Origin of the sequence: Paenibacillus sp. FSL H8-0332 (genome assembly GCF_037963835.1) — a bacterium.
GTDB lineage: Bacteria > Bacillota > Bacilli > Paenibacillales > Paenibacillaceae > Paenibacillus_AQ > Paenibacillus_AQ rhizoplanae.
The window spans coordinates 3,698,134-3,722,592 of record NZ_CP150145.1; the positions used below are offsets into that span (position 1 = coordinate 3,698,134).

At 52.5% G+C, this 24,459-nt stretch carries 22 protein-coding genes and 1 pseudogene; 7 read left to right on the plus strand and 16 right to left on the minus strand.

The window, feature by feature from the left end:
• Nucleotides 1-79 precede the first annotated feature (79 nt).
• Both NST43_RS15925 and NST43_RS15930 read right to left on the minus strand, forming a co-directional pair.
• Nucleotides 80-1,300, minus strand: a complete 1,221-nt coding sequence (locus NST43_RS15925) for an aminotransferase class I/II-fold pyridoxal phosphate-dependent enzyme (RefSeq protein WP_339225263.1) — start codon at nucleotides 1,298-1,300, stop codon at nucleotides 80-82.
• Nucleotides 1,301-1,509: 209 nt separating this feature from the next.
• A complete protein-coding gene (locus NST43_RS15930) occupies nucleotides 1,510-2,055 on the minus strand; it encodes an AAA family ATPase (RefSeq protein WP_339225264.1) in 546 nt (181 codons plus the stop codon).
• Nucleotides 2,056-2,130: 75 nt separating this feature from the next.
• Here NST43_RS15930 and NST43_RS15935 point away from each other — a divergent pair, with 75 nt between their 5' ends.
• Nucleotides 2,131-2,304 (plus strand): hypothetical protein, encoded by a 174-nt coding sequence (locus tag NST43_RS15935; RefSeq protein ID WP_200869554.1) that lies wholly within the window; start codon nucleotides 2,131-2,133, stop codon nucleotides 2,302-2,304.
• A 79-nt stretch (nucleotides 2,305-2,383) separates the two neighbouring features.
• Here NST43_RS15935 and NST43_RS15940 read toward each other — a convergent pair whose 3' ends face one another.
• Complete coding sequence (locus tag NST43_RS15940) at nucleotides 2,384-4,168, minus strand: ABC transporter substrate-binding protein (protein WP_339225265.1); 1,785 nt, start codon at nucleotides 4,166-4,168, stop codon at nucleotides 2,384-2,386.
• Nucleotides 4,169-4,312: 144 nt separating this feature from the next.
• Between NST43_RS15940 and NST43_RS15945 the strand changes: the two genes are divergently transcribed.
• Nucleotides 4,313-5,554 carry an MFS transporter gene (locus NST43_RS15945; protein ID WP_339225266.1) on the plus strand — a complete coding sequence of 414 codons (1,242 nt, stop codon included), beginning with the start codon at nucleotides 4,313-4,315 and terminating at the stop codon, nucleotides 5,552-5,554.
• A gap of 565 nt (nucleotides 5,555-6,119) precedes the next feature.
• Here NST43_RS15945 and NST43_RS15950 read toward each other — a convergent pair.
• The 8 genes and pseudogenes from NST43_RS15950 to NST43_RS15985 all read right to left on the minus strand — a co-directional run.
• Nucleotides 6,120-7,463: pseudogene (locus NST43_RS15950) on the minus strand (FAD-dependent oxidoreductase); the annotation flags it as partial.
• 22 nt (nucleotides 7,464-7,485) lie between these two features.
• Nucleotides 7,486-8,334 carry a carbohydrate ABC transporter permease gene (locus NST43_RS15955; protein WP_339225267.1) on the minus strand — a complete coding sequence of 283 codons (849 nt, stop codon included), beginning with the start codon at nucleotides 8,332-8,334 and terminating at the stop codon, nucleotides 7,486-7,488.
• The gene (locus tag NST43_RS15960) at nucleotides 8,318-9,232 is read right to left on the minus strand and encodes a sugar ABC transporter permease (RefSeq protein ID WP_209989895.1); all 915 of its coding nucleotides are present in this window, start codon (nucleotides 9,230-9,232) and stop codon (nucleotides 8,318-8,320) included. The genes NST43_RS15955 and NST43_RS15960 overlap by 17 nt, the downstream gene beginning before the upstream one ends.
• An 18-nt stretch (nucleotides 9,233-9,250) precedes the next feature.
• Entirely contained in the window at nucleotides 9,251-9,943 is a 693-nt protein-coding gene (locus tag NST43_RS15965) for a hypothetical protein (RefSeq protein ID WP_339225268.1), read from the minus strand.
• Nucleotides 9,944-10,028: 85 nt separating this feature from the next.
• Nucleotides 10,029-11,318 (minus strand): sugar ABC transporter substrate-binding protein, encoded by a 1,290-nt coding sequence (locus tag NST43_RS15970; RefSeq protein ID WP_209989890.1) that lies wholly within the window; start codon nucleotides 11,316-11,318, stop codon nucleotides 10,029-10,031.
• Between the two features lie 136 nt (nucleotides 11,319-11,454).
• On the minus strand, nucleotides 11,455-12,216 hold the full coding sequence (locus tag NST43_RS15975) for a response regulator (RefSeq protein WP_339225269.1): 762 nt from the start codon (nucleotides 12,214-12,216) through the stop codon (nucleotides 11,455-11,457).
• Nucleotides 12,209-13,999 (minus strand): sensor histidine kinase, encoded by a 1,791-nt coding sequence (locus tag NST43_RS15980; RefSeq protein WP_339225270.1) that lies wholly within the window; start codon nucleotides 13,997-13,999, stop codon nucleotides 12,209-12,211. The genes NST43_RS15975 and NST43_RS15980 overlap by 8 nt, the downstream gene beginning before the upstream one ends.
• 242 nt (nucleotides 14,000-14,241) lie before the next feature.
• Nucleotides 14,242-15,213: a YafY family protein gene (locus NST43_RS15985; protein WP_339225271.1), complete on the minus strand. Its 972-nt coding sequence runs from the start codon at nucleotides 15,211-15,213 to the stop codon at nucleotides 14,242-14,244.
• A gap of 101 nt (nucleotides 15,214-15,314) precedes the next feature.
• On the opposite strand from NST43_RS15985, the gene NST43_RS15990 reads away from it, so the two are divergent.
• Nucleotides 15,315-16,268, plus strand: coding sequence for a Gfo/Idh/MocA family oxidoreductase (locus NST43_RS15990; protein ID WP_339225272.1), 954 nt, complete (start codon nucleotides 15,315-15,317; stop codon nucleotides 16,266-16,268).
• Nucleotides 16,269-16,634: 366 nt separating this feature from the next.
• On the opposite strand, the gene NST43_RS15995 is transcribed toward NST43_RS15990, so the two are convergent.
• The 5 genes from NST43_RS15995 to NST43_RS16015 form a co-directional block, all read right to left on the minus strand.
• The gene (locus NST43_RS15995; RefSeq protein WP_339225273.1) at nucleotides 16,635-17,123 is read right to left on the minus strand and encodes a flavodoxin domain-containing protein; all 489 of its coding nucleotides are present in this window, start codon (nucleotides 17,121-17,123) and stop codon (nucleotides 16,635-16,637) included.
• Between the two features lie 12 nt (nucleotides 17,124-17,135).
• Nucleotides 17,136-18,035 carry a hypothetical protein gene (locus NST43_RS16000; RefSeq protein WP_339225274.1) on the minus strand — a complete coding sequence of 300 codons (900 nt, stop codon included), beginning with the start codon at nucleotides 18,033-18,035 and terminating at the stop codon, nucleotides 17,136-17,138.
• A gap of 1 nt (nucleotide 18,036) precedes the next feature.
• The gene (locus tag NST43_RS16005) at nucleotides 18,037-18,669 is read right to left on the minus strand and encodes a TetR/AcrR family transcriptional regulator (RefSeq protein ID WP_339225275.1); all 633 of its coding nucleotides are present in this window, start codon (nucleotides 18,667-18,669) and stop codon (nucleotides 18,037-18,039) included.
• A gap of 184 nt (nucleotides 18,670-18,853) precedes the next feature.
• Nucleotides 18,854-19,876, minus strand: coding sequence for a hypothetical protein (locus NST43_RS16010; RefSeq protein ID WP_339225276.1), 1,023 nt, complete (start codon nucleotides 19,874-19,876; stop codon nucleotides 18,854-18,856).
• 72 nt (nucleotides 19,877-19,948) lie between these two features.
• On the minus strand, nucleotides 19,949-20,458 hold the full coding sequence (locus NST43_RS16015; RefSeq protein ID WP_339225277.1) for a GNAT family N-acetyltransferase: 510 nt from the start codon (nucleotides 20,456-20,458) through the stop codon (nucleotides 19,949-19,951).
• A gap of 169 nt (nucleotides 20,459-20,627) precedes the next feature.
• On the opposite strand from NST43_RS16015, the gene xerS reads away from it, so the two are divergent.
• The 4 genes from xerS (at nucleotide 20,628) to map (ending at nucleotide 24,198) form a co-directional block, all read left to right on the plus strand.
• Nucleotides 20,628-21,722, plus strand: a complete 1,095-nt coding sequence (gene xerS, locus NST43_RS16020) for a tyrosine recombinase XerS (protein ID WP_339225436.1) — start codon at nucleotides 20,628-20,630, stop codon at nucleotides 21,720-21,722.
• Between the two features lie 48 nt (nucleotides 21,723-21,770).
• A complete protein-coding gene (locus NST43_RS16025) occupies nucleotides 21,771-22,637 on the plus strand; it encodes a pentapeptide repeat-containing protein (RefSeq protein WP_339225278.1) in 867 nt (288 codons plus the stop codon).
• A 141-nt stretch (nucleotides 22,638-22,778) separates the two neighbouring features.
• Entirely contained in the window at nucleotides 22,779-23,405 is a 627-nt protein-coding gene (locus NST43_RS16030) for a helix-turn-helix domain-containing protein (protein WP_339225279.1), read from the plus strand.
• A gap of 43 nt (nucleotides 23,406-23,448) precedes the next feature.
• On the plus strand, nucleotides 23,449-24,198 hold the full coding sequence (gene map / locus NST43_RS16035; RefSeq protein WP_339225280.1) for a type I methionyl aminopeptidase: 750 nt from the start codon (nucleotides 23,449-23,451) through the stop codon (nucleotides 24,196-24,198).
• Nucleotides 24,199-24,459: the final 261 nt, after the last annotated feature.

Sequence of the window (24,459 nt, forward strand, 5' to 3'; positions counted from 1 at the left end):
TTATTACCCTGAATTCAGATTAGCGAATTATATAGGTTAACATAATATTGATTATGTTACTCAATGGCACTTCTCAACTTTATCTCTCCGAACGCAGAAACTCCCCAATTCTCCGGGCGGCTTCCAGCAGACGTTCTTCCTCCTCTACCAGCGCAATCCGCACATACCCTTCCCCCTGGCTGCCAAAAGCATCTCCCGGTATGACCGCTACTCCGGTTCTCAGCAGCAGGTCATGCGCAAAGCGGCGCGAACTTCCGGCTTCACCCCTACTCCCATAGGCATCCGGCAGCTTCGCCCAAATAAACATAGTAGCTTCCGGCGAGGGCACCGCCCACCCTTCAAGATGCAGCGCCTCTACCACAAGATTCCGCCGCCGTTCATACAGCGCAGACACTCCTTGATCCGGCCCGGAGGCCATCGCTTGCTCCAGCGCGACAACCGCCGCTTCCTGGATTGGCTCGAAGACGCCGTAATCCACATTGCTTTTCAGTTCCCGCAGCGCCCCGACGGCTTGCGCATTGCCCGTCATGAAGCCGATGCGGCAGCCGGCCATGTTGAAGCTTTTGGAGAAGGAATGAAATTCAACGGCGGCATCCCTCGCCCCAGGCACCTGGAGGATGCTGATCGGCCGGTATCCATCGAACCCCATCTCTGAATACGCCAGATCATGCACGACTAGCACATCCCACTTACGGGCAAGCGCCACAACCCGCTCCATGTATGCCAAGTCCACAGTAACCGAAATCGGGTTGCCGGGAAAACTAAGCAGGATAAAAGAGGCTTCGCGCCAGACCTCCTCAGGAATACTGTCCAGATCCGGCCGGAACGCATTCTCCTCTAAGAGCGGCAGCGGCCAAGCCCTAACCCCTGCTATTGCGAGCGCGCCTGAATAAATGGGATAACCGGGGTCCGGCACAATCGCCAGATCACCGGGATTGCAGATGGCCAGGGCCAGATGCGCCAGCCCATCCTGCGAGCCCATCAGGGACACAACTTCCTCCTCCGGATCTACCTCTGCGCCAAATCGCCACTGCATCCATCTCGCCGCCTGATTACGGAACGCTGCACTCCCCTTGGATGACGGATAAGCATAGCTATCCTCCCGAAGCACCGCATCACTTAACGTCTGACGAATCTCGGGCAGAGGCGCCCGGTCGGGACTGCCAATTCCAAGATCGATGATGTCCAATCCAGACTGCCGGGCCTCGGCCTTCCAGGCAGCCACCTCGGCAAAGATCGATGATCCCAGATGAGCCAGCTTGGCTGATCTCCATTTATGCTGCTTGCTGCTATGAATCAATGGACTCCCTCCAGCGTATGTTTTTTCAATAGTTTTAGTATAGCATGGGTCAAGAACCTTGAAGCGGAGAAAGCATAGACGAATCCTCATTGTGGGTATTAATTCCATTATTATTATATTATTCTAGAAAAATCACTCTATTTAAGGTGACAACTAGTGCGAGAAGTCATATAAAAGTTGATCTGAAGTGAAACAGCGTATAATTTATGTTATACGCTGTTTTTTTCGATGTAAATATCCGCCTTCATAGCTCTCTTTTTTAATTCGCTTTCAATCATATGTAGGAGCTCTTTTATGATGACATCAATCTCCTTGCCGTTCGTATTCAGCTTTTGTGTATTCATTTCTTTGTAATTTGCTAACCTGTTAATGCTATTTTCAATTTCACTCTCGCTCCTCTCATCCTGACGCATACGCTTTATCAATTCTTCCTCAGAGCACATTAACGTAACTTTTATTAGCTCATATTCCTTTCCTTTTATGCCTGCAAGAATTTCATCGAATATACTTTCCTTATGCAGCACCCAAGAGAAGAAGACATACTCGAACATGGAATTGTCAAGGTACTGATTGAGCATATAATGGATGTTATTCATTACCATCGTTTTGTTCTCTTCGGTAACCTTCCAGGGGTTCATTAGCCAGCACCAATCTCCATCAAGCCATACTGAATGTTGTAATTCTTTATACAGCTTACTGACAATCGTACTTTTTCCGACTCCCATGGTTCCGTTTACGATCACAAGCTTTTTCATAATGCCCTCCTTCGAATGATTTTTTAGCTGAATAAGGCATAGGATAGAGTATTACAGACGAAAGTGGGAATACACATGTCCAAGAATAAGCGCGGCAAAGCACTTTACACTACCCCCTCGCGGGCCAGGGGCACCTGTCCGATCTGCGGGAGCACCCGGATCAAGCTTTTGTATTTCGGCAAAGGCCCGGAGGGTGAGAAGCTGACGGTCTGCAAAAAATGTGACGGTAAGCAGCAGCAAGCGGTCTGAATTACGGTGTAACTTTAAATGTACCATACAAAAAAAACGGCCTACCTCCTCCTTCAGGAGAACAGCCGTTTCTTTGTGTCTACTGAAACCCCGATTTCACCCACAGCTTGGAGATATCCAGAAATCCGAAGGAGCCGGCCTGTAGGCCGAATAGATTCTGACTTAATTGCGCCTTTTTATTCATATGACAGCCATACAGTACCCAGCCGTTATCCCGCAGCTTGCCTTCGGCCAGCTCCAGTACCTCCGCCCTCTCCCCGGCGGCCAGCCGGGCGAAAGGCTTCAGCACCTCTGTCAGCTCAGATTTCTGGCTGTCCAGCAGCAGGTTATGCAGATAATTGGACTCATTGCGAAAATAATTGATCATCCCCCACTGCCAGTCATCCTCCAGCACTTCTTCGCAAATCACAAGATCCGCATGGTTCACCAAGTCCGGCAGATCATAATCTGCTAAGGGATGCAGCTCAAGCTGTAATCCAATCTTCCTGCAGCGCTCCTGCAGCCAAATCGCCTCATCCTGATCCTCTTTACAGGGCCGGTAGGCCAGCTTCACTACCTCTCCTCTGTATCCGCCTTCCTCAAGCAGCGCCCGCGCTTCCTCCAACTGCGGCTCAGCAAACTCATACTTACTGCTCTGCCAGGGAAGGAAGCTGTCTGCCGGCATAATCCGGTTACCTCCCAGCTCACGGATCAGTGCAAGCTGATTATAGAGGATACGCATAGCCTGCCGGACAGCGGGACGATGGTGAACGCCTTCTTTTCGAAAATTAAACAGCATGTACCTGCACCCGACAGCCGGATAATCGATACTGTGGCTCCTCCCCTCTTCTGCTGCGGCCACACTACTCAGACTGGTACTGGCACCCGTCAGCTGATATTGACGTACCCCCGAGGCTAGATGCGGCAGGTACCATATCTCGACCCGGTCCAGCAGAGGGCGGATTCCGTAATAGAGATCGTAAGCGCTGAGTACAAGCACATCCTGGCTCAGATCCAGTACCTGATAGGGCCCCGTGCCGACCGGATGCGCTGCGAAATCCACATCATACGGAACAATCGACATATAGATCGAGCTGAACAGATGCAGGAAGAACAAATTAGGCTGCACCAGATCAAACCGGATAACGTAATCTCCCTCCAGCTCCACATGCTTGATATCCTCAAAATGACAGATCGCCGGACTTTTAAGTCCGATCAGACGCTGGAGGGTTTCTTTTACATCCCGTGAAGTCATCATACGGCCGTGGTGGAATCGCACCCCCTTGCGCAGGTAGAACAGGTAACTCGTACTGCTCTCGTTAGCCTCCCACGTGTGGGCCAGCCCCGGCAGGAAAACCCCGTTCTGTGCATCATAGGTTATCAATGTACTGCAAATATGCCCCAGCAAATAAGTCTCAAAAGCGGTGTATACGCTAGCCGGGTCCAGCTTCTCCATCGCACGGTTACGGGAGATTCGCAGCACCTCCTGCCCGAATGTGGAGCCGGTTTCGCTCCAGAAGCCCATTTGCTTATCGAGAACCGCCAGCAGGCGCTCTTTGAGCGGCTCGTTAACCGGGTATTGACCAATTAATTCGATGGCAGACTTAATCCGGCCTTTGCTGACGAGCTCCTGAAATCTCTCCTCCAGCACCTCATCTATATGACGCAAAAAAGTCATCTGCGAGCGGTTCCCTCTCCCTCTTCCGGGTATCCAGGCAATTAGCTGCTGCTCCTCCAGCTTCCGCAGAATAAACTTCACATTACGCGGTGTGCAGCATAGGATACCGGTCAACTGCTCAATCGTCACCGGAATCGGCTGCTGAAGGCTATATGCGGGAGACAGAGCTGCGGCCAGACAGAGATAATGCATGCTGCTGGTGTCCATATGATTAACCTCCCTTTAAAAGGTGAAAAGTTACATGTAATCCTTACACTTTTATTTCCCCCTTTGTTCTATACAATTATACTTAATCATTCGATAAGAAGCATGCTTCAAATTCAAAACATGGACTAGGAGACAGGGATTCAAATGAAACAACATCTGCGCCACATTCACCCGCTGGCCTGGACCATCATCATCGGAACGATGTTCGGCCGGCTGGTTACTTCAATGAGCATTCCTTTTCTCTCTATCTATCTCACGCAGGTGCTTGGCGCTTCCGCTACCCAGACGGGGTTGACGGTGGCCGTCAGCTCGCTGGCAGGGGTAATGATCAGCTTTTACGGCGGTTATATCTCGGATGTGATCGGGCGCCGGATCGTCATGCTGGTCTCGGTATTCGGCTGGGCCTGCGTATTCTTCGGCTTCGCCGCAGCGCAGCATTTATGGGTGTTTTTCTTGGTGAACACGCTCAACGGACTGTGCCGCGCCGTATTTGAACCGACTTCACGGGCATTATTGTCGGATATCACCCCTCCAGATCAAAAATTACTGGTCTACAACCTGCGGTATGCGGCAGTGAATCTGGGTGTGGTCTTCGGCCCTATTATCGGCCTCCAGCTCGGCTCCGCCAAGTCCACCTTCCCGTTCATGATCGCCGGGATCGTCTATATCGCCTATGGCCTTGTTCTGTTCCTGCAATTCTCTGTGCACCGTGCCAGCCTGCCTGTTCATGGAGAAGCCAAGACGCCGAAGCTGCTCGATGCGCTCGCCGTCACCGGAAGAGACAAGGTGTTTCTGCCCGTGCTGCTGGGAACCATCTTCTGCGTCCTCGGGTATGGACACTTCAGCTCTACACTGGCGCAATTTCTGGCGATGAACACCCATTTCAGCAATGGCAGCCAAGTTTTCTCTTATATGCTGTCGCTTAATGCAGTCACGGTGCTGGTCGTACAGTATCCCATCGTGCGTACAGCCAGCAAGTTCGCGCCGATTATCCCGCTCATTCTGGGCAATGTCTGCGTAGCGCTTAGTCTGCTGCTGTTCGGGATGCCCGGAGGGGTTCCCCTGCTGATGTTCAGCGTGGTCCTGTTCACTGTCGGGGAGGTCCTGCTCTTCACGATGATGGATATGCTGATCGACCGGATTGCCAAGCCGGAGTGGAAAGGTACCTATTTCGGCACGATTGGCTTCAATAATATAGGCAGCGTCATGGCGCCTATTCTTGGAGGATTGCTGCTGGATCAGTTCGGCGCTCTGAATGGGCCTGCCGTGTTCGTACCGCTTGCGCTGACCACGGCGCTCGGCCTTCCTTTCCTGATTACCGCGCATAAAAGACTCCGCATCCGCGAGCTTGCCGAAGCAAGTGCGCAGCGTGAGCTTGGTGTGTGAGTTATTTGAGACGAAAATAAACCCCAGACCTGCTGTAAAGCGGGTTTGGGGTTTATTAATATATACTTATCATTGTTTTTAACTCTTGTGATCGTCAAAAAGTTAACATAATAATTATTATGTCGTAAATAATGATTATACTGCAACTAAACGCCGCTGCACTAGCCCAATGTAATCGGTTTTTCGATTACATTCCGCCTACGAACCTCCCAGTGTCAAATCTGGTCGGTTTTTCGACTACATTCCGCCTACGAACCATCCCAGTGCCCAATGTGGTCGGTTTTCCGACTACATTCCGCCTACGAACCATCCCAGTGCCCAATGTAATCGGTTTTCCGACTACATTCCGCCTACGAACCATCCCAGTGTCAAATGTAATCGGTTTTCCGATTACATTCCGCCTACGAACCCTCCCAGTGTCAAGTGTAATCGGTTTTCCGATTACATTCCGCCTACGAACCCTCCCAGTGTCAAATATAATCGGTTTTCCGACTACATTCCGCCTACGGGACCCTCCTAGTGCCCAATGTAATCGGTTTTTCGATTACATTCCCGCTCCGCAGCTCTATAATACAACCCCATCCCGCTTCAGCTGCTCCTGCAGCTGCGGGATGTCAAGCGCCTGTGGCTTCACCCCCGCAGCCGCAGCGAGCGCCGCAGCTGTTCCGGCCGCCTGGCCCGTGGCCATGCAGCTTGGCGTCAGCCGGGTCGTGGCCAGCGCTTCGTGCGAGGTCGAGATGCATCTGCCTGCGGCCAGCAGATTGGACACATTGGCGGATAGCAGGCAGCCATACGGAATATCGTATGCGCCGTCTCCGGCGATGAAGGAGGCTGTTACCCCCTTGCCTGACGGATCGTGAATGTCGATCGGGTAGCCGCTGCGGGCAATGACATCACTGAACTTCCGGCCTTCTACGACATCTTCTTGGGTCAGCTGGTAATAGCCTTTGATCCGCCGCGATTCGCGGATGCCGATCTGCGGCGCAACCGCTGAGATTGAGGCCCGTTCGAAGCCCGGAACGTCGCGCTTTAGAAACTCGGCCATGAGCAGCACCTGCTTCCGGCCTTCCTGCTCCGCCAAGGTCAGATCCTCCGCATTCGTTGCGTCCAGCCCCTGGACGCGGGTACAGTTGATCAGCACCTCGTCGTCTGCAGGACCGGTAAAGAACAAAACCTGATCACGGTTGATCGGCACCTCAGCCCGTTTCCATTGCGAGTAGAATCCGCTTACCCCGGTGAGCGGCAGGTCCGGCAGCTCGGCAATCGGCGTTTTGCTGTAGAATTCTTCGGGATGGCTGATCATATACGCTTTGACCTTGTGCAAATCAACGCCGCGCATTCTGAACTTCATCGTCATCGGCTGGGAACGGTTATCCCCCTCCCGGCCCTGCAGCGTTTCGGCCCCGGACAGCTTGGCTACGTCGGCATCTCCGCTGCAATCCACGAAGATGCGCCCTTTTATAGGCGTACGCCCGGATTTATTAGTCACTACCACATGTTCGATCACGCCGTCACTGACCATCACCTCATCCACAAAGCTATGCAGAAGCAGCTTCACTCCCGCTTCGCGCAGCATATCTGTAGCTACAACTTGATAAATCTCAGGATGGTACGGCGTCAACGTGTGCACGAAGCCGACCGTATCCCGCAGGTGGCCCGGTGAACCGCCGTTTGCCTGCAGCCGGTCTACAATTTCCTGGGCGATGCCCTTGATAACCTGCTCGCCGCTATCCGTATGAAAGGTCATCCACGGATAGACCATAGCAGCGGTGGACATCCCGCCCACGAACCCGTAACGTTCAATGAGCACGGTCTGTGCCCCCAGCCGTCCGGCGGCGATGGCCGCCGTGATTCCTGCCGGGCCTCCCCCCACGACAACGACATCTGCCTCTATTGCAGGATTCATATCATCTACTCCTTTTCGGTGTGTGCTATTCCTTCAGCCCCGTCATAGCTACGCCCTCGATGAACCGCTTCTGTGCCATGAAGAAGACGATCAGCAGCGGCACGGTTGCCATAACGGTGGCGCTCATCAGATAATGCCAGGAAGTGCCCACTTCATCTGTAAACAACGATAATCCCAGCGGCAAGGTCATCAGCTCACGCGTATTGATGAAAATAAGCGGGTCGAAGAATTCATTCCAGATGGACACGAACGTGAAGATCGTCAGTGTTGCCATGCCTGGACGGGCAATCGGCAGCATGATTTTCCAGTAAATGCGGAACCTGCTGCAGCCGTCGATCATCGCCGCCTCCTCAAGCTCCGTGGGTACAGTGATGAAAAATTGGCGCATGACGAATATCCCGAACACGCCGCTTGCGCCGAAGATTGGCAACAGAATCAGCGGCAGATGCGTGTCAATCCAGCCCAGGTCGCGCATGAACAGGAACATCGGGATCGCCGTCACTTCATGCGGGATCATCATCGCACTGAGCAGCACCAGGAACACGGCGTTTCTTCCGGTGAAGGGAATTTTGGCAAAAGCATAACCGGCCAGCGAAGCGAAAAACACCGTTCCCGCCACGACGACAAACGAGATATAGACGCTGTTAAAATAGAAGCGGTGAAACGGGATCAGTGTAAAGACATCCACATAATTCTGAAACTGGAAGACCGGCGGAATCAGCTGTGGCGGGTAGGTGAAAATATCCTGCGGCCGTTTGAAGGAGGTGGACAGCATCCACAGAAACGGAATAAGCATAATCAGCGATACCGCCGTTAATGCGGTATACACTCCTGCTACAGACCACTTTCGGCTGGGCTTAAGCGTCGCTCTCATTGAATACCCACCTCTTTCGCAGCTGCCACTGCAGCAGAGTCAAGATCAACACGACAAAGAACAACACAAATGCCAGCGCCGAAGCGTAGCCCATCTGGAACAGCTTGAACGCTTTTTCCCAGATGTAATAGACCAGTACCTTGGTGCTGTTACTCGGCCCGCCCTGGGTCATGACATAGATCTGGCCGAACACCTTCAGCGAGCCGATTACGGTCATCACCACGGTCAGAAATACGGTTGGCGTAATCATAGGCAGGGTCACGTTAAAAAAGGTTTTGGTCTTGCCTGCCCCGTCCAGCTCAGCCGCCTCGTACAATGAACGCGATACCTGCTGGATTGCAGCGATGAATAACACCATATTTAGGCCCACGTTCTTCAGTACACTTGTCACGATAACGGCCGGCATCGCCAGTCTCTCATCATACAGCCAGGCTGCCCCTTTAATGTTGAACAGCATCAGCAGCTGATTAATCAGCCCGGAATCGGTGGCGAACATGTACTTCCAGACGATGGACCAGACGATCAGCGAAGTCATTACGGGAACGAAGATCGCAGTACGGAAGATACCTATGCCCTTTAAGCTCCGGGATAACAGCAACGCCAGCATCAGAGCCAGCACAATGTTAAACGGCACCAGACCCAGTGTGAAATAAGCTGTGTTCCCGAAGACCTTCCAGAACAGCGGGTCCACCGCAATATCCTTGTAATTATCCAGACCGACGAACCGGTGCTCGCCAAGCAGCGGCCAGTCATTTAGGCTCATATAGAGCGCTTTCCCCATCGGAAATAACAATAATAACGTGAAACCAAGCAGCATTGGCGATATAAAAAGCCATCCGGTCACCTGTGCCTCGCGGGCAAGCGGACCCTTGTTTCGTCTCTTGACCTTTCTGTTCATGCCGGAATTCACCGCCCCCTAGCTCAAATTGTCTATTGCACCACGGAACGAGCTAACCGCACGCCGCAGCTCATCTTCTGTCTTGCCCGTCACCACCGCACCTAACATGATCGCTTTCACCCCTGCACGCTGCAAAGACGGTACGTCTCCCGTAACCAGCTTACGCTGGGAAGGGACCAGCACGGGAAGACCGGAATGGTCGGCCAAATACCGGTATTTCAGCAGATCTGCGAAGCTAAGACCCGTACCGTATTCGCTGCCAGGCACAATTGAAGCTTCAAGCGCCGTGATCCCGAACTGCGCCCCCTCCCGAACCTGACTGAGATCATAGGTTTCATTAATGGCAAAGGTCCGGTCCAAGCCGTGATCCTCCAGCATATAGGACGGCAGATGATGGGCATATATCGAATAGAAATCGAACCCGAGCGGAGCAAGCCGCCTAATCTCTTCTTCCGACACACCCTCTAAGCTGCCTGAGGGCACTACCCCAAAGGGACCGTCAAAGGTAGAGCGGATCTCGCTAAAAATGTCTTCATAGCTGTCAAGCGGACCGAAGTGCGTACCGCTGGCCCGGTGGCCGACATTAAAATGAACCTTCAGAGCATCGGCGCCTTCCTCAAGCGCTGCCTTTGCCAGTCTTACATCATTGGCAGGAAGGCTGATGATCAAGGACAGGCCGCTTTGCTCCAATCTGCGCTGCAATTTACCCATCGTATTTCTCTCCCCATCTCGGGCGGTCCGTCAGCCGGACGCTGCACTCTGCTGCTCGCCGGTTGACGGACCCTTGCCCGGAATCTTATTTCAAAATAGCCTCGACATCGGTCTGCATCTGCTTCATGTTGTCCTTGGCGGACGCTGATCTGCCGAACAGGCGGTCAAAGCCTTGCAGCACCGCATTATCGATATCCTGCCAGCGGATGTGGCCCGGAATGATACGCGCTTTAGGCATTTCATCGATAACAGCTTGCACGATGTGCTCGGCTGGCGGGTTGTTCGGCTGATTCAGGAACGCATCAGAATTGAGCACAGATGTGCGCGGAGGTACGAAATATGTGGATGTCGCCTCAATGCCTGACTGACTGGCGAACAGTTTGAGCAGCTTTTTGGCTTCCTCCGGATGCTTGCTGTCCTTGAACAGAGTATAGCCTGCTTGGCCCAGCATCGGAACACTGCCGGCGGAGCCGGACGGCATCGGCGCAATGCTCCATTCAAACCCTGTAATGTCACGCGCTTTCGAGACATAGCTATAGTTGTCGAAGAACATTCCCAGATTCCCTGCGTCGAAGCTGATCTGTTCGCCTGCCTTCGGGTGGGATTCGTCCTCGTACATCATCCGCTCCAGCAGTTCCATGGTCTCCACGCCGTACTGGTCATTCCAGGTGAACGCGGTCAGATCCTCATTGAACGGGCCGCTTCCGTAAGACCAGGCGTACGAAGACAGAATGGCCCAGGTCTTCCAGTCACGAAAGAAGTTCGCGCCATATACCCGGCCTTGCGCGTCTTTGACAGCAATCGCTTTGGCGGATTCCTCAAAGGTCTTCCAGGTCCATTTCCCTTCGGAAGCCAGCGTGTTCGGGTCCGTCAGATTCGCCTTATCGAACAGCGTCTTGTTGTAGAACATGACCACCGGCGGGGTCGAGAATGGCAGGCCAAGTAATTGATCCCCGTCCCGGAACAAATCGAGCGTGCTCGGAATATAATCGTCCAGATTAAAGGACGCATCGTCTTTGAAGGAGGAGACGTCCGCCAGAATGCCGTTGGCCTTGAACTGCGGGATCATCCGCTCCGATACCCAGGCGATATCCGGAAGGGATTTCCCTGCGGCCAGCACGGATATTTTCTGCTGATAATCCGTGAATGGCACCGAATCCATAGTCACCTTAATGCCCGGATTGTCTGCTTCAAATTGGCTGATCAGCTTGTTGTACACATCCATATGCCCTTGATTGCCCCACATTAGAAACTTTAACTCCACATCTTCCTGTTTCCCGGGACTCTCGGCATTTCCGCTTGCTGCCGGCTTGGCACAACCTGCCATCAAGCCCAGCAGCATGGCTGAAAGAAGCACTACTCCTGCTTTTTTCATGAATATCCCCCTTTGATATGTTAGTTTTAATGACTCTTTTAGTATAAAGGAGACTAATCTGAAGGATAAATCACCCAGAATACAGGAAAGGTTCGTTTTGTTTATGATTTATGTTAGATTAATTAACGTTTCATTCCTAATGATTAAATTGATTGCGGTACTCTCCCGCCGTCACCCCTGTCTGCTGCTTGAACACCAGCATGAAATGCTTCGGGCTTTGATGGCCGGAGAGCCGGGCGACATCATAAATTTTGAGCTGGGTATGGCTGAGCAGCCATTTCGCACGTTCCATCCGGGAATCGGTTACATAGTCTGAATAATTGCAGCCCGCCTCCCCCTTGAACAGCTGGCTCAGATACGTAGCGTTCAGATTGACATGGGAAGCTACCGTCTGCAGCCGCAGATCACCGTCAATATGCAGTCTGACATACTCCTTAACATCCCGTATGATCTTGCGTGTATCCCCTCCGCTCTCCACCCGCAGCGGGCCTGGCGTCTGTTCCAGGGAAGATATGCCATGACGCTTATCGAGCAGCAGACGAGCTTTTTCCATCACGCTAACCAGCTCGTGACGTTCTACCGGCTTTAACAGGTAATGGAGAACGCCGTATTCTATGGCTTTTTGGGCATATTCAAATTCGCCGTATCCACTCACAATGATGACGAGCAACCCGGGGTACATCGACTTCACCTTTTCGGCCAGCGCCAGTCCGTCCATTTCCTTCATGCGGATATCGGTAATCATCACGTCCGGCAGCTCGGATTTTAAGTACAGGAGCGCCTCCCGTCCACCCGGCATTTCAGCCGTCACCTCGAAAAAGGGCGCCGACCGGCTAATCAGCTCGCGCATCCCTTGTCTAATCACGATTTCGTCCTCTACGAGCAGCACTTTATACATCCTCTTCTCCCCCTGATTCCGGTATCGTTATCGTAATGGTCACGGCCAGCCCTTGCCCCGGACTTCCGTCAACCGTGAGGCTCCCGCCGTCCCCGTACAGCAGCTTGATCCGCTGGCCGATATTGCGCAGCCCCAGACTCTCCTCCTCGCTGCGTCTGAGCGAATCCATGGAAGGATCTTGTTCGATCTCCCGGTTCAGCGCCGTGAGTTCCTCCTCCTCTAAGCCGTTCCCGTCGTCGCGCACGGTAATCAATAGCTCGTTGTCAAAACGCAGCGCTGACACCCAGATCGTCCCTTCTTCGCGCCCGGCGATCCCGTGATCAATAGCATTCTCCACCAGCGGCTGAATGGTGAGCTTCGGAATGCGCAAATGCAGTACTTCTTCTTCAATCTCGTTATGCACCGTCAGCTTACCGCCGAAACGAATCTGCTGGATACGCACATAGGAGTCTACGAACGCAATTTCCTCTCCCAGCGATACAAGCCGGCCGGCCTTGTCAATCGTATAGCGAAGCAGCTTGCCCAGTGCGGATACCATATCCGATACCTCATCATGCCTGCGCTGGACGGCCATCATATTGATCGATTCCAGCGTATTATAGATAAAATGCGGGTTGATCTGACTCTGCAGGGCAGACAGCTCAGCCTCCTTTTCCCGGAGTCCAATCACAAGCACCTCATGGAACAGGCGGTTGATTTCGTCCATCATCTTATTAAATCCGCGTCCGAGCTGCCCGAATTCATCTCCCCCCAGCGGACTGACCCGCATGTTGAAATCGCCCCGCTCCACCCTGGACATATTGCTCTTGAGCTCCACCAGAGGGAGGGTGATCCGGTACGATACCGCATAAGCCAGCAGCAGCACCGTCACCAGGCAAAAGAGGGCAAGCCATAACGTGAAAATCATCATCGCGCGTGATTCCTTCAGCATGACTCCAATGGGGGTCAGGCCGATGACGGACAAGCCCGAATACGGGGACTTATGGCTGATAAACAAATAATCTGTGCCTCCCAGCCTCTCCCGCTCCCCGCCATGCAGCTCCTTGATCCGCCCGGAGCCCATAAGCTCGCCGTAGGCCGACTGCCCATTATCCGGCTTTTGCTCATACAGCAGCCGCTGGTCTCCGTCCAAGATCATCAGGTTGGTAGACTCTTCAATCTTCAGCTTAGAGAAGACGGAGCCGAAGGCTGACTGCTTAGCGTCGATAAGGATGTAGCCCAGACGCCTCAGCGTTCTGGGTTCCTTGATCACCCTGGCTACCGAAATATAGGATGAGGGGTCGGTTCCGGCATAATAAGACGGATGATGCGGAGGAAGAATGATCCACTCGCCGTCCGATTGCTCTAGGGCGCTGAACCATTCGTCATGCCTGCCATCCCACGAGGTGTTGACCGCCAGCGGTTCCACGTTGGAGAACAGGGTTCCGCTGTTGCTCAGCAGGTGAATGCCCCGGATTTCCGGACGGTCGTAGGCCTGTGCTGAGGTATATAGCTTCATTTTCTGATAATCGTCAGACAGCGCCCATGTGCCTGAGCCCATAGGACCATCGTATTTAGCCAGAATAGATAACACCTGTTCATCATACAGAGGCATCAGCGACAACCGCTCCAAATCCTTGAGCAGTCTGTCCAGATTAGCGTTGGCCTGTCCGGCGACACCCACCGTATATTGCTTTGTCTTCTCGTTCAGGGTGGAGGAGAAATGACGGTACGTCACCAGCCCCTGCACACTTAACGGCAGCAGCGTCAGCATGGTGAACAAGAGCAGCAGTCTGGTGCGCATTTTACTTCTTCTCAACCGTAGGATCAGCCCCTGCAGCATCTCAAGCCCTCCTTTTGTTAAGTAATCTGACATCTAAACCTCTATACAGCTTATCGTATATTGTTCCGTAATTGAATTCTATCCTCTTGTGTTTGGAAAAGGTACGGTTCAACAAAGTCAATAAACCCCAAACCTGCTGACAAGCAAGGTCTGGGGTTTATTATTTCACTCTTCGATTGTAGAATAAGTTAACATAATAATGATTATGTCACCTTAAAGCAGTTATACATTTTATCCCACATTCGTACTTGATTGCTGACGTACTCTCTTAGCTCCGGCGGTCCTACAATTTCAGCATGAACCAATAGCGGCAGCACCCTCGCACAGGCCGAGCTATAATCATACATATTTACCGTTACCAGCACTGCTTCTCCATCAGATTCGGTATTCATGACCTCAAGCCCCTGCAATATCTGCTCATTGTTAACACGAGTACGGATGTCCACCGGATAGAACTCCCGCGCTCTGCTGGTCTGAACGAAGGCTTGCTCTGCTTGTTGCCAGTATGCCTGGAGGGAGAACTGCTCAGGGATGGCATAGGTCTCGTCCAACAAAGTAACGGCAGTAAACCGTTCGCATTTGAATGTTCGGACCCCACCTGCTCGCTCACAATAGGCGGCAAGATACCACTCCCCCTGCTTCACGATCAGTCCATAGGGCTGCAGCTTCCGCAGCGAGCTCTCTCCATTCACCTTAAGATAATCTGCCGTAATCTTCCGCCCCCGCCACACCGCCGTGCGCAGAGTCTCAAGATATGGCACCGCTACCTGACCGCTCCACCACGGCGTATCATCGAACAGAAACCGGCGCTGCGCGGTACGGATATCCTCCTGGTAGGGTGCGGGTAAGCTTGCTTCCAGCTTCAGGAGCGCACTTTTGAGCAGCAGACTGGTCTCTCCTGAACCGCCCGCCGGCATTCCCATCCCGGTCAAAAACAGCTGGACCACCTCTTCCCCCTGCAGCCTCCGCAGATTCACCGTATAGCCTTCCATGAGCGAAATCCCGCCGTTCGGCCCGGTGGTGCTGACCAGCGGGATTCCAGACTCCGCCAAAACATCGATATCTCTGTAAATGGAGCGGACGGACGTTTCGAGAGCGATAGACAGCTCGTTCGCCTTCATTTTGCCCCGGGATTCAAGTAGTAGAAGTATAGCAATCAGTCGGTGCAGCCGCATGCGTCTCCCCCAAGTCTTATTATTCGTTATTTATTCTTGCCACTCTGTTGTCAACAATACTGCGTTAAGATGAATGTATCAAATGTAAGGAGCTGCTGCAAATGAATATTGGCATATTGGGAACTGGATTCGGGGCGTATCACGCCTCTCTGCTGAAGCAAATGGAGTTCGTGAACCGGATTGTGGTCTTCGGGAGAAATGAGGCCAAGCTGCTGAAGCTGAAGGAAGAGCTGGGGGTAGAGATCACAACGTCCATCGAGGACCTACTGTCTGATCCCGAAGTGGATGTCATTGATCTCTGTTTGCCTTCTGCGCTACATAAGACTTATGCGGTAGAGGCGCTGAGACGGGGAAAACATGTATTTTGCGAGACGCCGGTTGTTCTGGAGCCTGAAGAAGGACAGGAGCTACTGGACGCCGAGCAGCGGTATGGCCGCAGAATCCTCGTCAATCAATTCATCAAATTCGATTATGCCTATGAATATCTGGAACAGGCTACCCGTGAATCAACCTATGGCCAACTGCTGCATGTCAGCTTCCGCAGGGAGACCGCACCGGTGTGGGGAGATCTGGGCCTGTCCGCCATCGCTGCCAATCTGATGATTCATGACCTGGATGCTATCGCGTGGCTGCTGGACACCCCTGTACCCACTTCCGTCTGGGGGACCTCTGGAGGTGTGGACGGTCAGGCGCTGGTTCATGCTTCTTTCGCTAACGCCGGTGTTAGTGCGCAGTTAACCGTCTCTTCACAGATGCCTGAAGCGTACCCGTTCACGGTTGGTTACGAAGCGTATTTCGAGCGCGGCAAGCTGGTATTTCACGAGACCAATGCTGCGGACGGAGAGGTTGAAGCCAACCTGACCAGCTATACTTCTGAGGGTAAGACGGCGATCCCGGTAATGCCCAACAATCCTTATGAGAAAAGCCTGCGCCATGCCCTGCTCTCTTTGCAGAACGGGACCATCTCCCAGCTATCATTGCAATCTTCGCTGAAGTCCTTGGACATGGCCTCTAAGCTGACGAATCAGCTTACAGCGGGCACAGTAGCTTTGTGATTATGCCGCCCGGATGAGTTGACAGCGAAGACCTGATTTGGCAGGGGTTAACCTCTCTTTTTCCGTCTGTTAGTTGCTAAGTTAAGATAAAGGTTTGGGTTTAGGTGTAGTAATGAGGGGGAGCTGGTATTTTCGTTCCTCCTATTATGAATTTTTCATATGTTGAAATGTTGTAATTAGTAAATGCAAAGTTGGTGTGTTTTCGTTTCGCGGCACGTTTTCGTTGTCGTTTTTGTATATAAGGTAACATAATATTGATTATGTTACCTTGTCACCTGCTTATCCCTTCGACTTAACGCGTTGCTGCTTCAAAGCACTCCTGCTCCACTTCGTTTTATCACCGCTAGCCCTCACTACTCCTCTCCCCTACTCGCCTGCCGACATCGTATGCGCGAAGCGCTCCAGCTTAACCATGGACAGCCCGCCTCCTGTCTTGTGCTCCTTGCCTTTTACCATACGTATAACCCACTTATCCAGCGCAGATATCCGGTCCGGATAGATCTCATCGCCCATTATCTCCCTGGCAAGCGCCTTGTTGTATATGATCTCAGGATAAGCCTGCTTAAGCTCCTGCTCTCCCTTCTCCCCTGTCATTCCTGCACAGATGAACAATCCCAGCCGTTTGGTTAAAAGCTCCTGCTTGTGCTGGGCTGTGAATGCAGCCATCTCCTTACGGATTCTGCCATAGTAGATGGAGCCGCCTAGGATTACTGTGTCGTAGCCAGTTAGATCCGGCAACTGGCCAGAGCTCAGATTCACAACTTCGGCCGCGTTCAGCCTGGCTTGCAGCAGTAATGCGGCTTTTTCGGTACATCCGTATTTGCTTGCATACACGATCAAGATCCGATTGCTCACTTAAGTCCGCCTCTATTCTATAGGTAATGGGCTTGCAGGTGGTGCGGGTTCCTGCGCGTTGCGCAGTACAAGAATGAGACACCAGATGACTGCCAAATTGAACATTGGAAACAGGATCAACTCTACCATGGAGACATGAACTCCTGCCCTCAGCATCCCAATCATCATGGAGGATATGGAGGTCAGCAGGGTTGCGGCTTTTACCAGAACAACAGGAGCCAGAAGGTAACCGTAAGACTGTCTGCGGACGAGCAATGCCCCTGTTAGCACCATGAGCGGAAGCAATACTGCTAAATCCAGCGCCTGAATCACCAGCGTGGTGTAATGCTCAAGCAGAGCAGGTACGGTTCCATCCCGCCAGCCGCCGGCAATCCGGCCCAACCACAGCATGATAATCAGGAAGGCGATCAGCAGCAGGATGAAGCCAATGCTTTTACCCGGAAGCTGCGTCTTCATCAACACCCCCTCCCGCTCCACCGAGCGAAAGACCAAAATAAATGCAAATAAGCTGCCCGAGAAAAGCAAGACGTAGACCAGAAACAGATTATTATACATGGCCAGAAAACAATATGAAGCATAGGTATAGGTGAAGTATCCGAGCGCTCCAGCAAGCAGCAGCCGACCCCGGATCGTTCCTCTGAGACTCAGCAGCAGGGATACGAGCAGCAAAGGAATGCCCACCACTAAAGTAACGCCATCCTGAGCGATGGCCTGGGCTGCTGCGGACAAAGAATCATCCTTGTAGATGCCGGTACCGTACAATTCAATCTGTTCCCCCCTGATGGAGGTGAAGATGGGATGGCTCCCCTCATTCTCAGATCCTTCACCTGAAAATAGCCCGATGCCTGTTGCAACAACACCGAGCACTATCACCATCCACGTTAAAAAGCTAATGGTTCGTCTATGTCTCACCTTAATCCTCCGATCCTTGTGCAATACGCACCATGGCTTCTATGTGCCGGTTAATCAGAGCCTCCTTCTGCCCCTCAGGCAGATTCTCCTCCACCATCAGTCTCATAATCAGCCCGAAGGCTGCGCTCCAGATGATTTGGGCGGTGAGTTCAAGCTCCCTTTGCTCGCAGGAGGCCATCCCGCTGAACTGACGGAGCGTATCACATAGACCCGCGATCCCGCTGCGTTCCAGGGCTGCTCCCTGATGCAAAACCCCGGTGTGGCTAAGCACGGACGGCGAATCATTCAGCATCATACTCCGGTACTGTGAGCCTTCTGCGGTTGTGACCTTAATGAACTGTCTCAGCGTTCGTCTTAAGCACTCTTCTGGAGATGTTTCATCCGGTGAAGCTTCCGATCCGGCAATCAGTCCGCCCATTAGCTCCCGGTAGCCCCGCTGAAGAAGCTGCTCCACAATGTCCTCTTTTCCCTGAAAATAGTGATAAATAATACCGGCCGAATACTCCATCCGTTCAGCGATTCTGCGGATCGACAGCTGCCTGATCCCCTTTTCTGCCACTAGCTCGCCAGCCGTAGTCAGAATCAGATTACGCATCGCTTCGCGCTCCTGCTCTTGTCTCTCTGCTTTCCCCATGATCGTTAGACTCCTTCTGTTAGGGTGTTGCTGTTCCGCTGGATTGAACACTGTAATGTTTTTGAACATCGTTCAACTTAGATTATAGACGCCGGGACTTGGAAAGGTTGTGATTATTTATACAGCAAAAAAGCCTGAAACCCCGCAGGTGTCTCAAGCTTTCGAGCTTCGGCAGGTGCTCTGCCTAATCAATACTAGCGATCTTCCACTCCCCTTGCTTATTAGGCAGCAGGGAGATCTCATTGTTTCTCTCAGTAATATAGCCCTCAGAGGTCATCTGCGTAAACTCCACATAGAAGGCCGCACGTTTGGCTCCCTCGACAGGAATTCCGACTACGGTCAGTTTATGGAAACGGTAAACACTCTTATGATCCAGTAAGTACTGTAAGTTGTCATTAAGTAGCGGTGAATACATCGTGGCAGCGAACTTCTCTTTGTCTCCGGCGGCCCAGGCTGCAATACAGTCCAGTGTCTCCTGGAGCGCTTGCTTGTTGCCCGGACTGGAACCTACATCAGGGACCTTGAAGAAGACTCCGGGCTTAATAGGCGGTTGCTTCTCCATATATTCAATACTACTCAGCATGGATGTGAAGAGTGGAAGCAGCGCATCCCGTTGCTCATCTTGAATATGAATTTCGGCCCGGTAAGAATCCTTGTGGGCTGTGAAAATAAATGCCTCAACCCTCCGGTCCCCCTCCACCCTGCTCCCTTCATATTCCTTGAACTTCAACAGTTCCCGATCTGTGCCCGGTTCAAGCTTCCCGCCAGTTGCATCCTTCTCAGAGCTTAGCTTAATTAACGTAATATAGTTATGCTTGTCCGCAGTTCCCCACGCCGTTCTGCCATCCTGTTCAAAACGGATCATCGTCTCCGGCAGAAACACCCCGAGCGGTAAAGTCTTGTCTGCGGAGTAATCCGCTTGAACATTGACGCCATCCAGCTCGTAGCCACTGCCGCTTCCTGTATACTCCCGTACTTCGGGAATCAGCGACACGGACTTAACAGCAGGTACGGCAGTTGCCGACGGAGTCGGAACTGCGGTGGCAGGAGCAGCTATTGTAGCCGCAGCGGCTGCGGGCGATGCTGACGGCTGATCCGTACGCCCTCCATCCGAAGAACCCTGATCCGCAGCATTGCTGCAGCCTGTGCTGATTGCTATTGCAACTGCTATACAGCCCGCTCCCCATATGCTAATTCGCTTGGACAATCTAATCACCTCAGTTACCAGACGCCGGATACGATCCAAAGTTGCGCTGAAGTCTGCCTGGAATAGGTAAATTTATTTCTTAACTCTGTTAGAATTTAATGTACTGAAGTATTGACTGGGATTGCCTTGGCGGGAGTTGAACCGCTCCTGGAAATCACCGCCGGTGTAAGCTCCAATGACCCGGTGCCAGAAGTCCCGCGCAGGGGTGTTGGCACGAATCTGTGACACCTTCCAGCTGCCGGGGAACATGTCGAACAGCCGGTGTGCCGCCCAGGTTCCTACGCCACTACGCCGGTAGCGCTGCATCACAAAGAACTCCGTCATATAGAACTCGCCCTCCGGGTCGCGCAGCAGACGGTCGATCAGGGCAAAGCCTGCGACATTGCCGTCTACGGTGAACAGGTAGACAAATTTATTTTTACCGCTGTTCCAGTAAGCCTCCAGACCGGGATAAGAAGGGAACAATCCTTCACGGTCCACCTGTAGCTCCAGATAGCGGGTAAAGTCATAAAAATAGAACTGCATCAATCTGCTTATCATCTGCTTCTGCTCTTTAGGAACCAGCTCGATTCCAAGTTCCATTAAGGTTCACCTCTGCCGTTTTCGTTTACTACCCATCATATAACTTTGTCTCATCAGGAGCAAGGCTAGTCCATTTCCCGCAGCAATTCCAAGCCATTCCCCGCCAAAAACATGGTAATATAAAAGGACAGCCCTCCCCCTTGGGGAAACTATAAAGAAGGTGAAGAACATCAGTATTCAAAAAGCGACCGACCGGGCAAACCTGGATCAGCGGCTGCCGCAGATGCCCTGGTTTGTCCAGCAGTTTATCGATTATAAACGGCCGGATTTGTCCCCTTCCTCGCTGCTGGAGTATATCCGGGACTATGAATCCTTTTTCGGCTGGCTGCGGGGTGAAAGTCTGTCTGTAGCGTCCAGCAATGCTGACATCACTCTGCTTGAGCTGGAGACCCTGCATATGGACAGCATTGTCGGCTACCGTCTGCACTTAACCACCCGGGCTGAGAATGCCAATTCGCGGGTGACCGTATCCCGTAAACTGTCTGCGCTGCGCTCCCTGTTCCATTATCTGAGCCAGATTGCTGAGGATGAGAATTTCTACCCGCTGCTGAAGCGTAACATTATGGCCAAGGTTGAGATCAAGCGTATTCACAAACCGAAGGACACCGCCGCCAAGCTCAAAGGTAAAATTCTGGAGGACGAGGAGCTGCTGGAGTTCGTAGGCTACATCTATGAAGGCTATGGCACAGATGTGGAAGCCAATAAGCAGGCTTATTATTCTTGGCAGCTTAACCGGGAACGGGATGCCTGTATTGCCAGTCTGATCCTCAATTCCGGCCTGCGCGTCTCCGAGGTGGTTAACCTGAGCGTGGATGATGTGGATGTCAACAATAAGCTGCTCTATGTATTCCGCAAGGGTCATAACGACGAGACCTTCAAGACCCCGGTCTATTTCCGGGAACAGTCGAAGGATGATCTCAGCTTGTATCTAAGCCTCCGCCAGAGCAGGTACAAGACGCCGAAACGGGAAAAAGCCCTCTTCATTGCCCTGCCCAACGGCAGCAAAGAAGGCAAACGGATGACCAAACGAGCGATCCAGGAGATGATCATCAAATACGCCAAACGGTTCGGCAAGCCTTATCTGACGGTGCATAAGCTGCGGCACTCTTTTGCCACCGATTATTATCTGCAGAACGATATTTACCGGACGAAGGAACAATTGGGCCATGCCTCTACGGAGACTACCGAGATTTATGCCCATCTTACAGATAAAACGATGTCTGATGCGATTGAACGCCGTCTCGACAACGAGCCGCCGCAGTAAGCTGCATGGACTACTAAATTAATGACATTAATTTTTGGAGGAATACGTTTGTTAGACAATCATTCATCTACTGAATTTCCTGCGAATCCCGGACTGCCGGAGCTGCAAGCGGATTGCCTGAACTGCTTCGGGCTATGCTGTGCAGCGCTTCATTTCTCTGCTTCCTCAGACTTCGCCATAGACAAGCCTGCCGGACAGCCCTGTCCCAATCTGCGGGAGGACTTCCTCTGCGGCATTCATACTGAGCTAAGAGTAAGCGGCTTCCGGGGATGTACGGTGTACGACTGCTTCGGGGCCGGGCAGAAAATCTCCAATCTGACCTATAGCGGACGCGACTGGCGTCAGGCTCCCGAGACTGCTGGACAGATGTTCGAGATTCTTCCTGTAATGCGTCAGCTGCATGAGCTGTTATGGTATCTGCACGAGGCACTGACACTGCGCGCGGCCGATACCCTGCATGATTCGCTTATCAAAATGCTGGAGCAGACGCAGGCCCTCACCCTGCTCAGCCCGGAAAAGCTGCTTCAGCTCGAAATACCTGCGCACCGCGCTGAAGTCAACGAGCTGCTGCTGCGTGCCAGCGAGCTAGCGCGCACCGCTGCCCGCAAGCAGCTCTCTCCGGCTCCGAAGCGCCAGAAGAACTATGGCCGCGGGGCCGATCTGATTGGGGCCAAGCTGCGCGGGGCCGACCTCCGCTGCCTCAGCTTACGGGGCGCGTATCTGATCGCTGCGGATCTCAGCGATGCTGACCTACGGTTCGCCGACTTGATTGGCGCGGACTTCCGCGACACAAATCTAAGCGGAGCCGATCTGCGTGACAGCCTCTTCCTGACTCAGGCGCAGCTGCAAGCCGCTCAAGGCAGCCCGTCCACCAAGCTGCCGGAATCCTTAAGGCATCCGGAGCACTGGGCTTGAGAGAATAAACCGGATGATGTTCTATCCGGTTTTTTTGTTATGTTCAGATGGTTGGTTCAACGTTTTCCCCTTGCCATTTGCCTGCCGATGTTTTATATTGACATGACAGCAGGTCAAAAATAAATGAGGTGAACGGATAAGATGACTCCCCGCACGAAGGAACAGAACGAAGATATCCGGCTGCGGCGGCTGGTGCAGATCCGAAAAGCAGCCGCGGACGTATTTTTGAATAAAGGGCCTTTATTAGAAATCCGGGATGTGGCTGCGGCCGCCGGTCTCGGTTATGGTACGGTCTATCATTATTACAGCAACAAGGGTGATTTGCTTCACGACCTGTTATGGGATGCGCTCGACCGGGCCGGGGAATCGCTGAAGTCCTCTCCTATGGCAGAGCCGGAGCTGCCGTTAAAGATCCCGCTGGGGGGATCTACCGCCGGGGTGCGGCTGTTGCAGCTATGGGCGGAAGATCACGCCATCTATCTGCTGTGTAAGCAGGCTGGTGAGGGATTTCCTTCCCTGCCTGACGCCCGCTCTGCCCCGCTCACTGCCGAGTTCCGCCTGGAGGTGCTGACCCCGTTGTCTACGATGCTAGGTACCGGACTTACAGCGAACTCTTTATCTGCTGGCGGGGCAGCAGCCGATCCGCAGCATGGATTGCAGCACACGGAGATGCTGTTAGCTGCTCTGGTCGGCTGTGCTGCATTGTCCCTCCGCCGAGGGCAGCTGAATGAAGACGCAACGGAGATCGTCAGAGTTCTGAAACTATAAAAGACAGACACTATTGAAAGATTAAGGAGCGAATGCACATATCATGATTATTCTTAAATCCCCCAGAGAAATCGAAGAGATGAAGCAAGCCAGCCAAATTGTTGCCGACTGCTACCGTGAGGTGTCCAAACACATTGTACCCGGAATCACCACGCTTGAAATTAATGATTTTGTGGCAAAACATATCACCAAGCTCGGCGGCAAGCAGTTCACCAAAGGCTACAACGGATTCCCTGCCGAGACCTGCATATCTATTAATGATGTGGTGGCTCATGGCATTCCAACCAGCAGACGGGTCGTGAAGGAAGGCGACTTGCTGAAGCTAGACATCGTTGCTGAATATGGGGGTTGGTTCGGAGATTCGTGCGTAAGCTACGCTGTCGGTGAGATTGGGCCGGAGGCGCAAAGATTAATGCAGGTAACGAAGGAATGCCTGGATCTGGGAATCGCCCGGGCTGTTCCGGGAGGACGGCTGGGTGACATCACATCTGCCATTCAGCAGCATGCCGAAGCACAAGGTTATTCGGTCGTGCGCGATCTGCTGGCGCATGGCATCGGACGAAGCCTGCATGAGGAGCCGAGCTACGTGCACATCGGCACCGCAGGCAAAGGCATCCGTCTCAAAGAAGGCATGGTATTTACGATTGAGCCCATGATTAACGAAGGCACGTACCAGATCACCATAGACGATGATGAATGGACAGCAAGAACGGCTGACGGCAAGCTATCCGCGCAGTATGAGCACACGATTGCCATCACCGCAGATGGACCGCTGATTTTAACTGCCCAGTAATCATTGTAGTAGACGTTAACACACATGGGTTAGATCTTGTTGTGCTCTTAAGAACCCTAAAACCCTCCCTTCTCTGTCTATCAGAGAACTGGAGGGTTTTGTTTGTTACCTTTGTGACCGGGTTTTGCGGATACGGCATTGGATGCTGTCGCACGATTGGATGGTACTGCTTGTTGGCTGCTGGTTAGTGTTTTGAGTTTTCTATTGTGAATTTTTCATATGTTGAAATTTCGGAATTCAACTGATACTATTGGATAATTG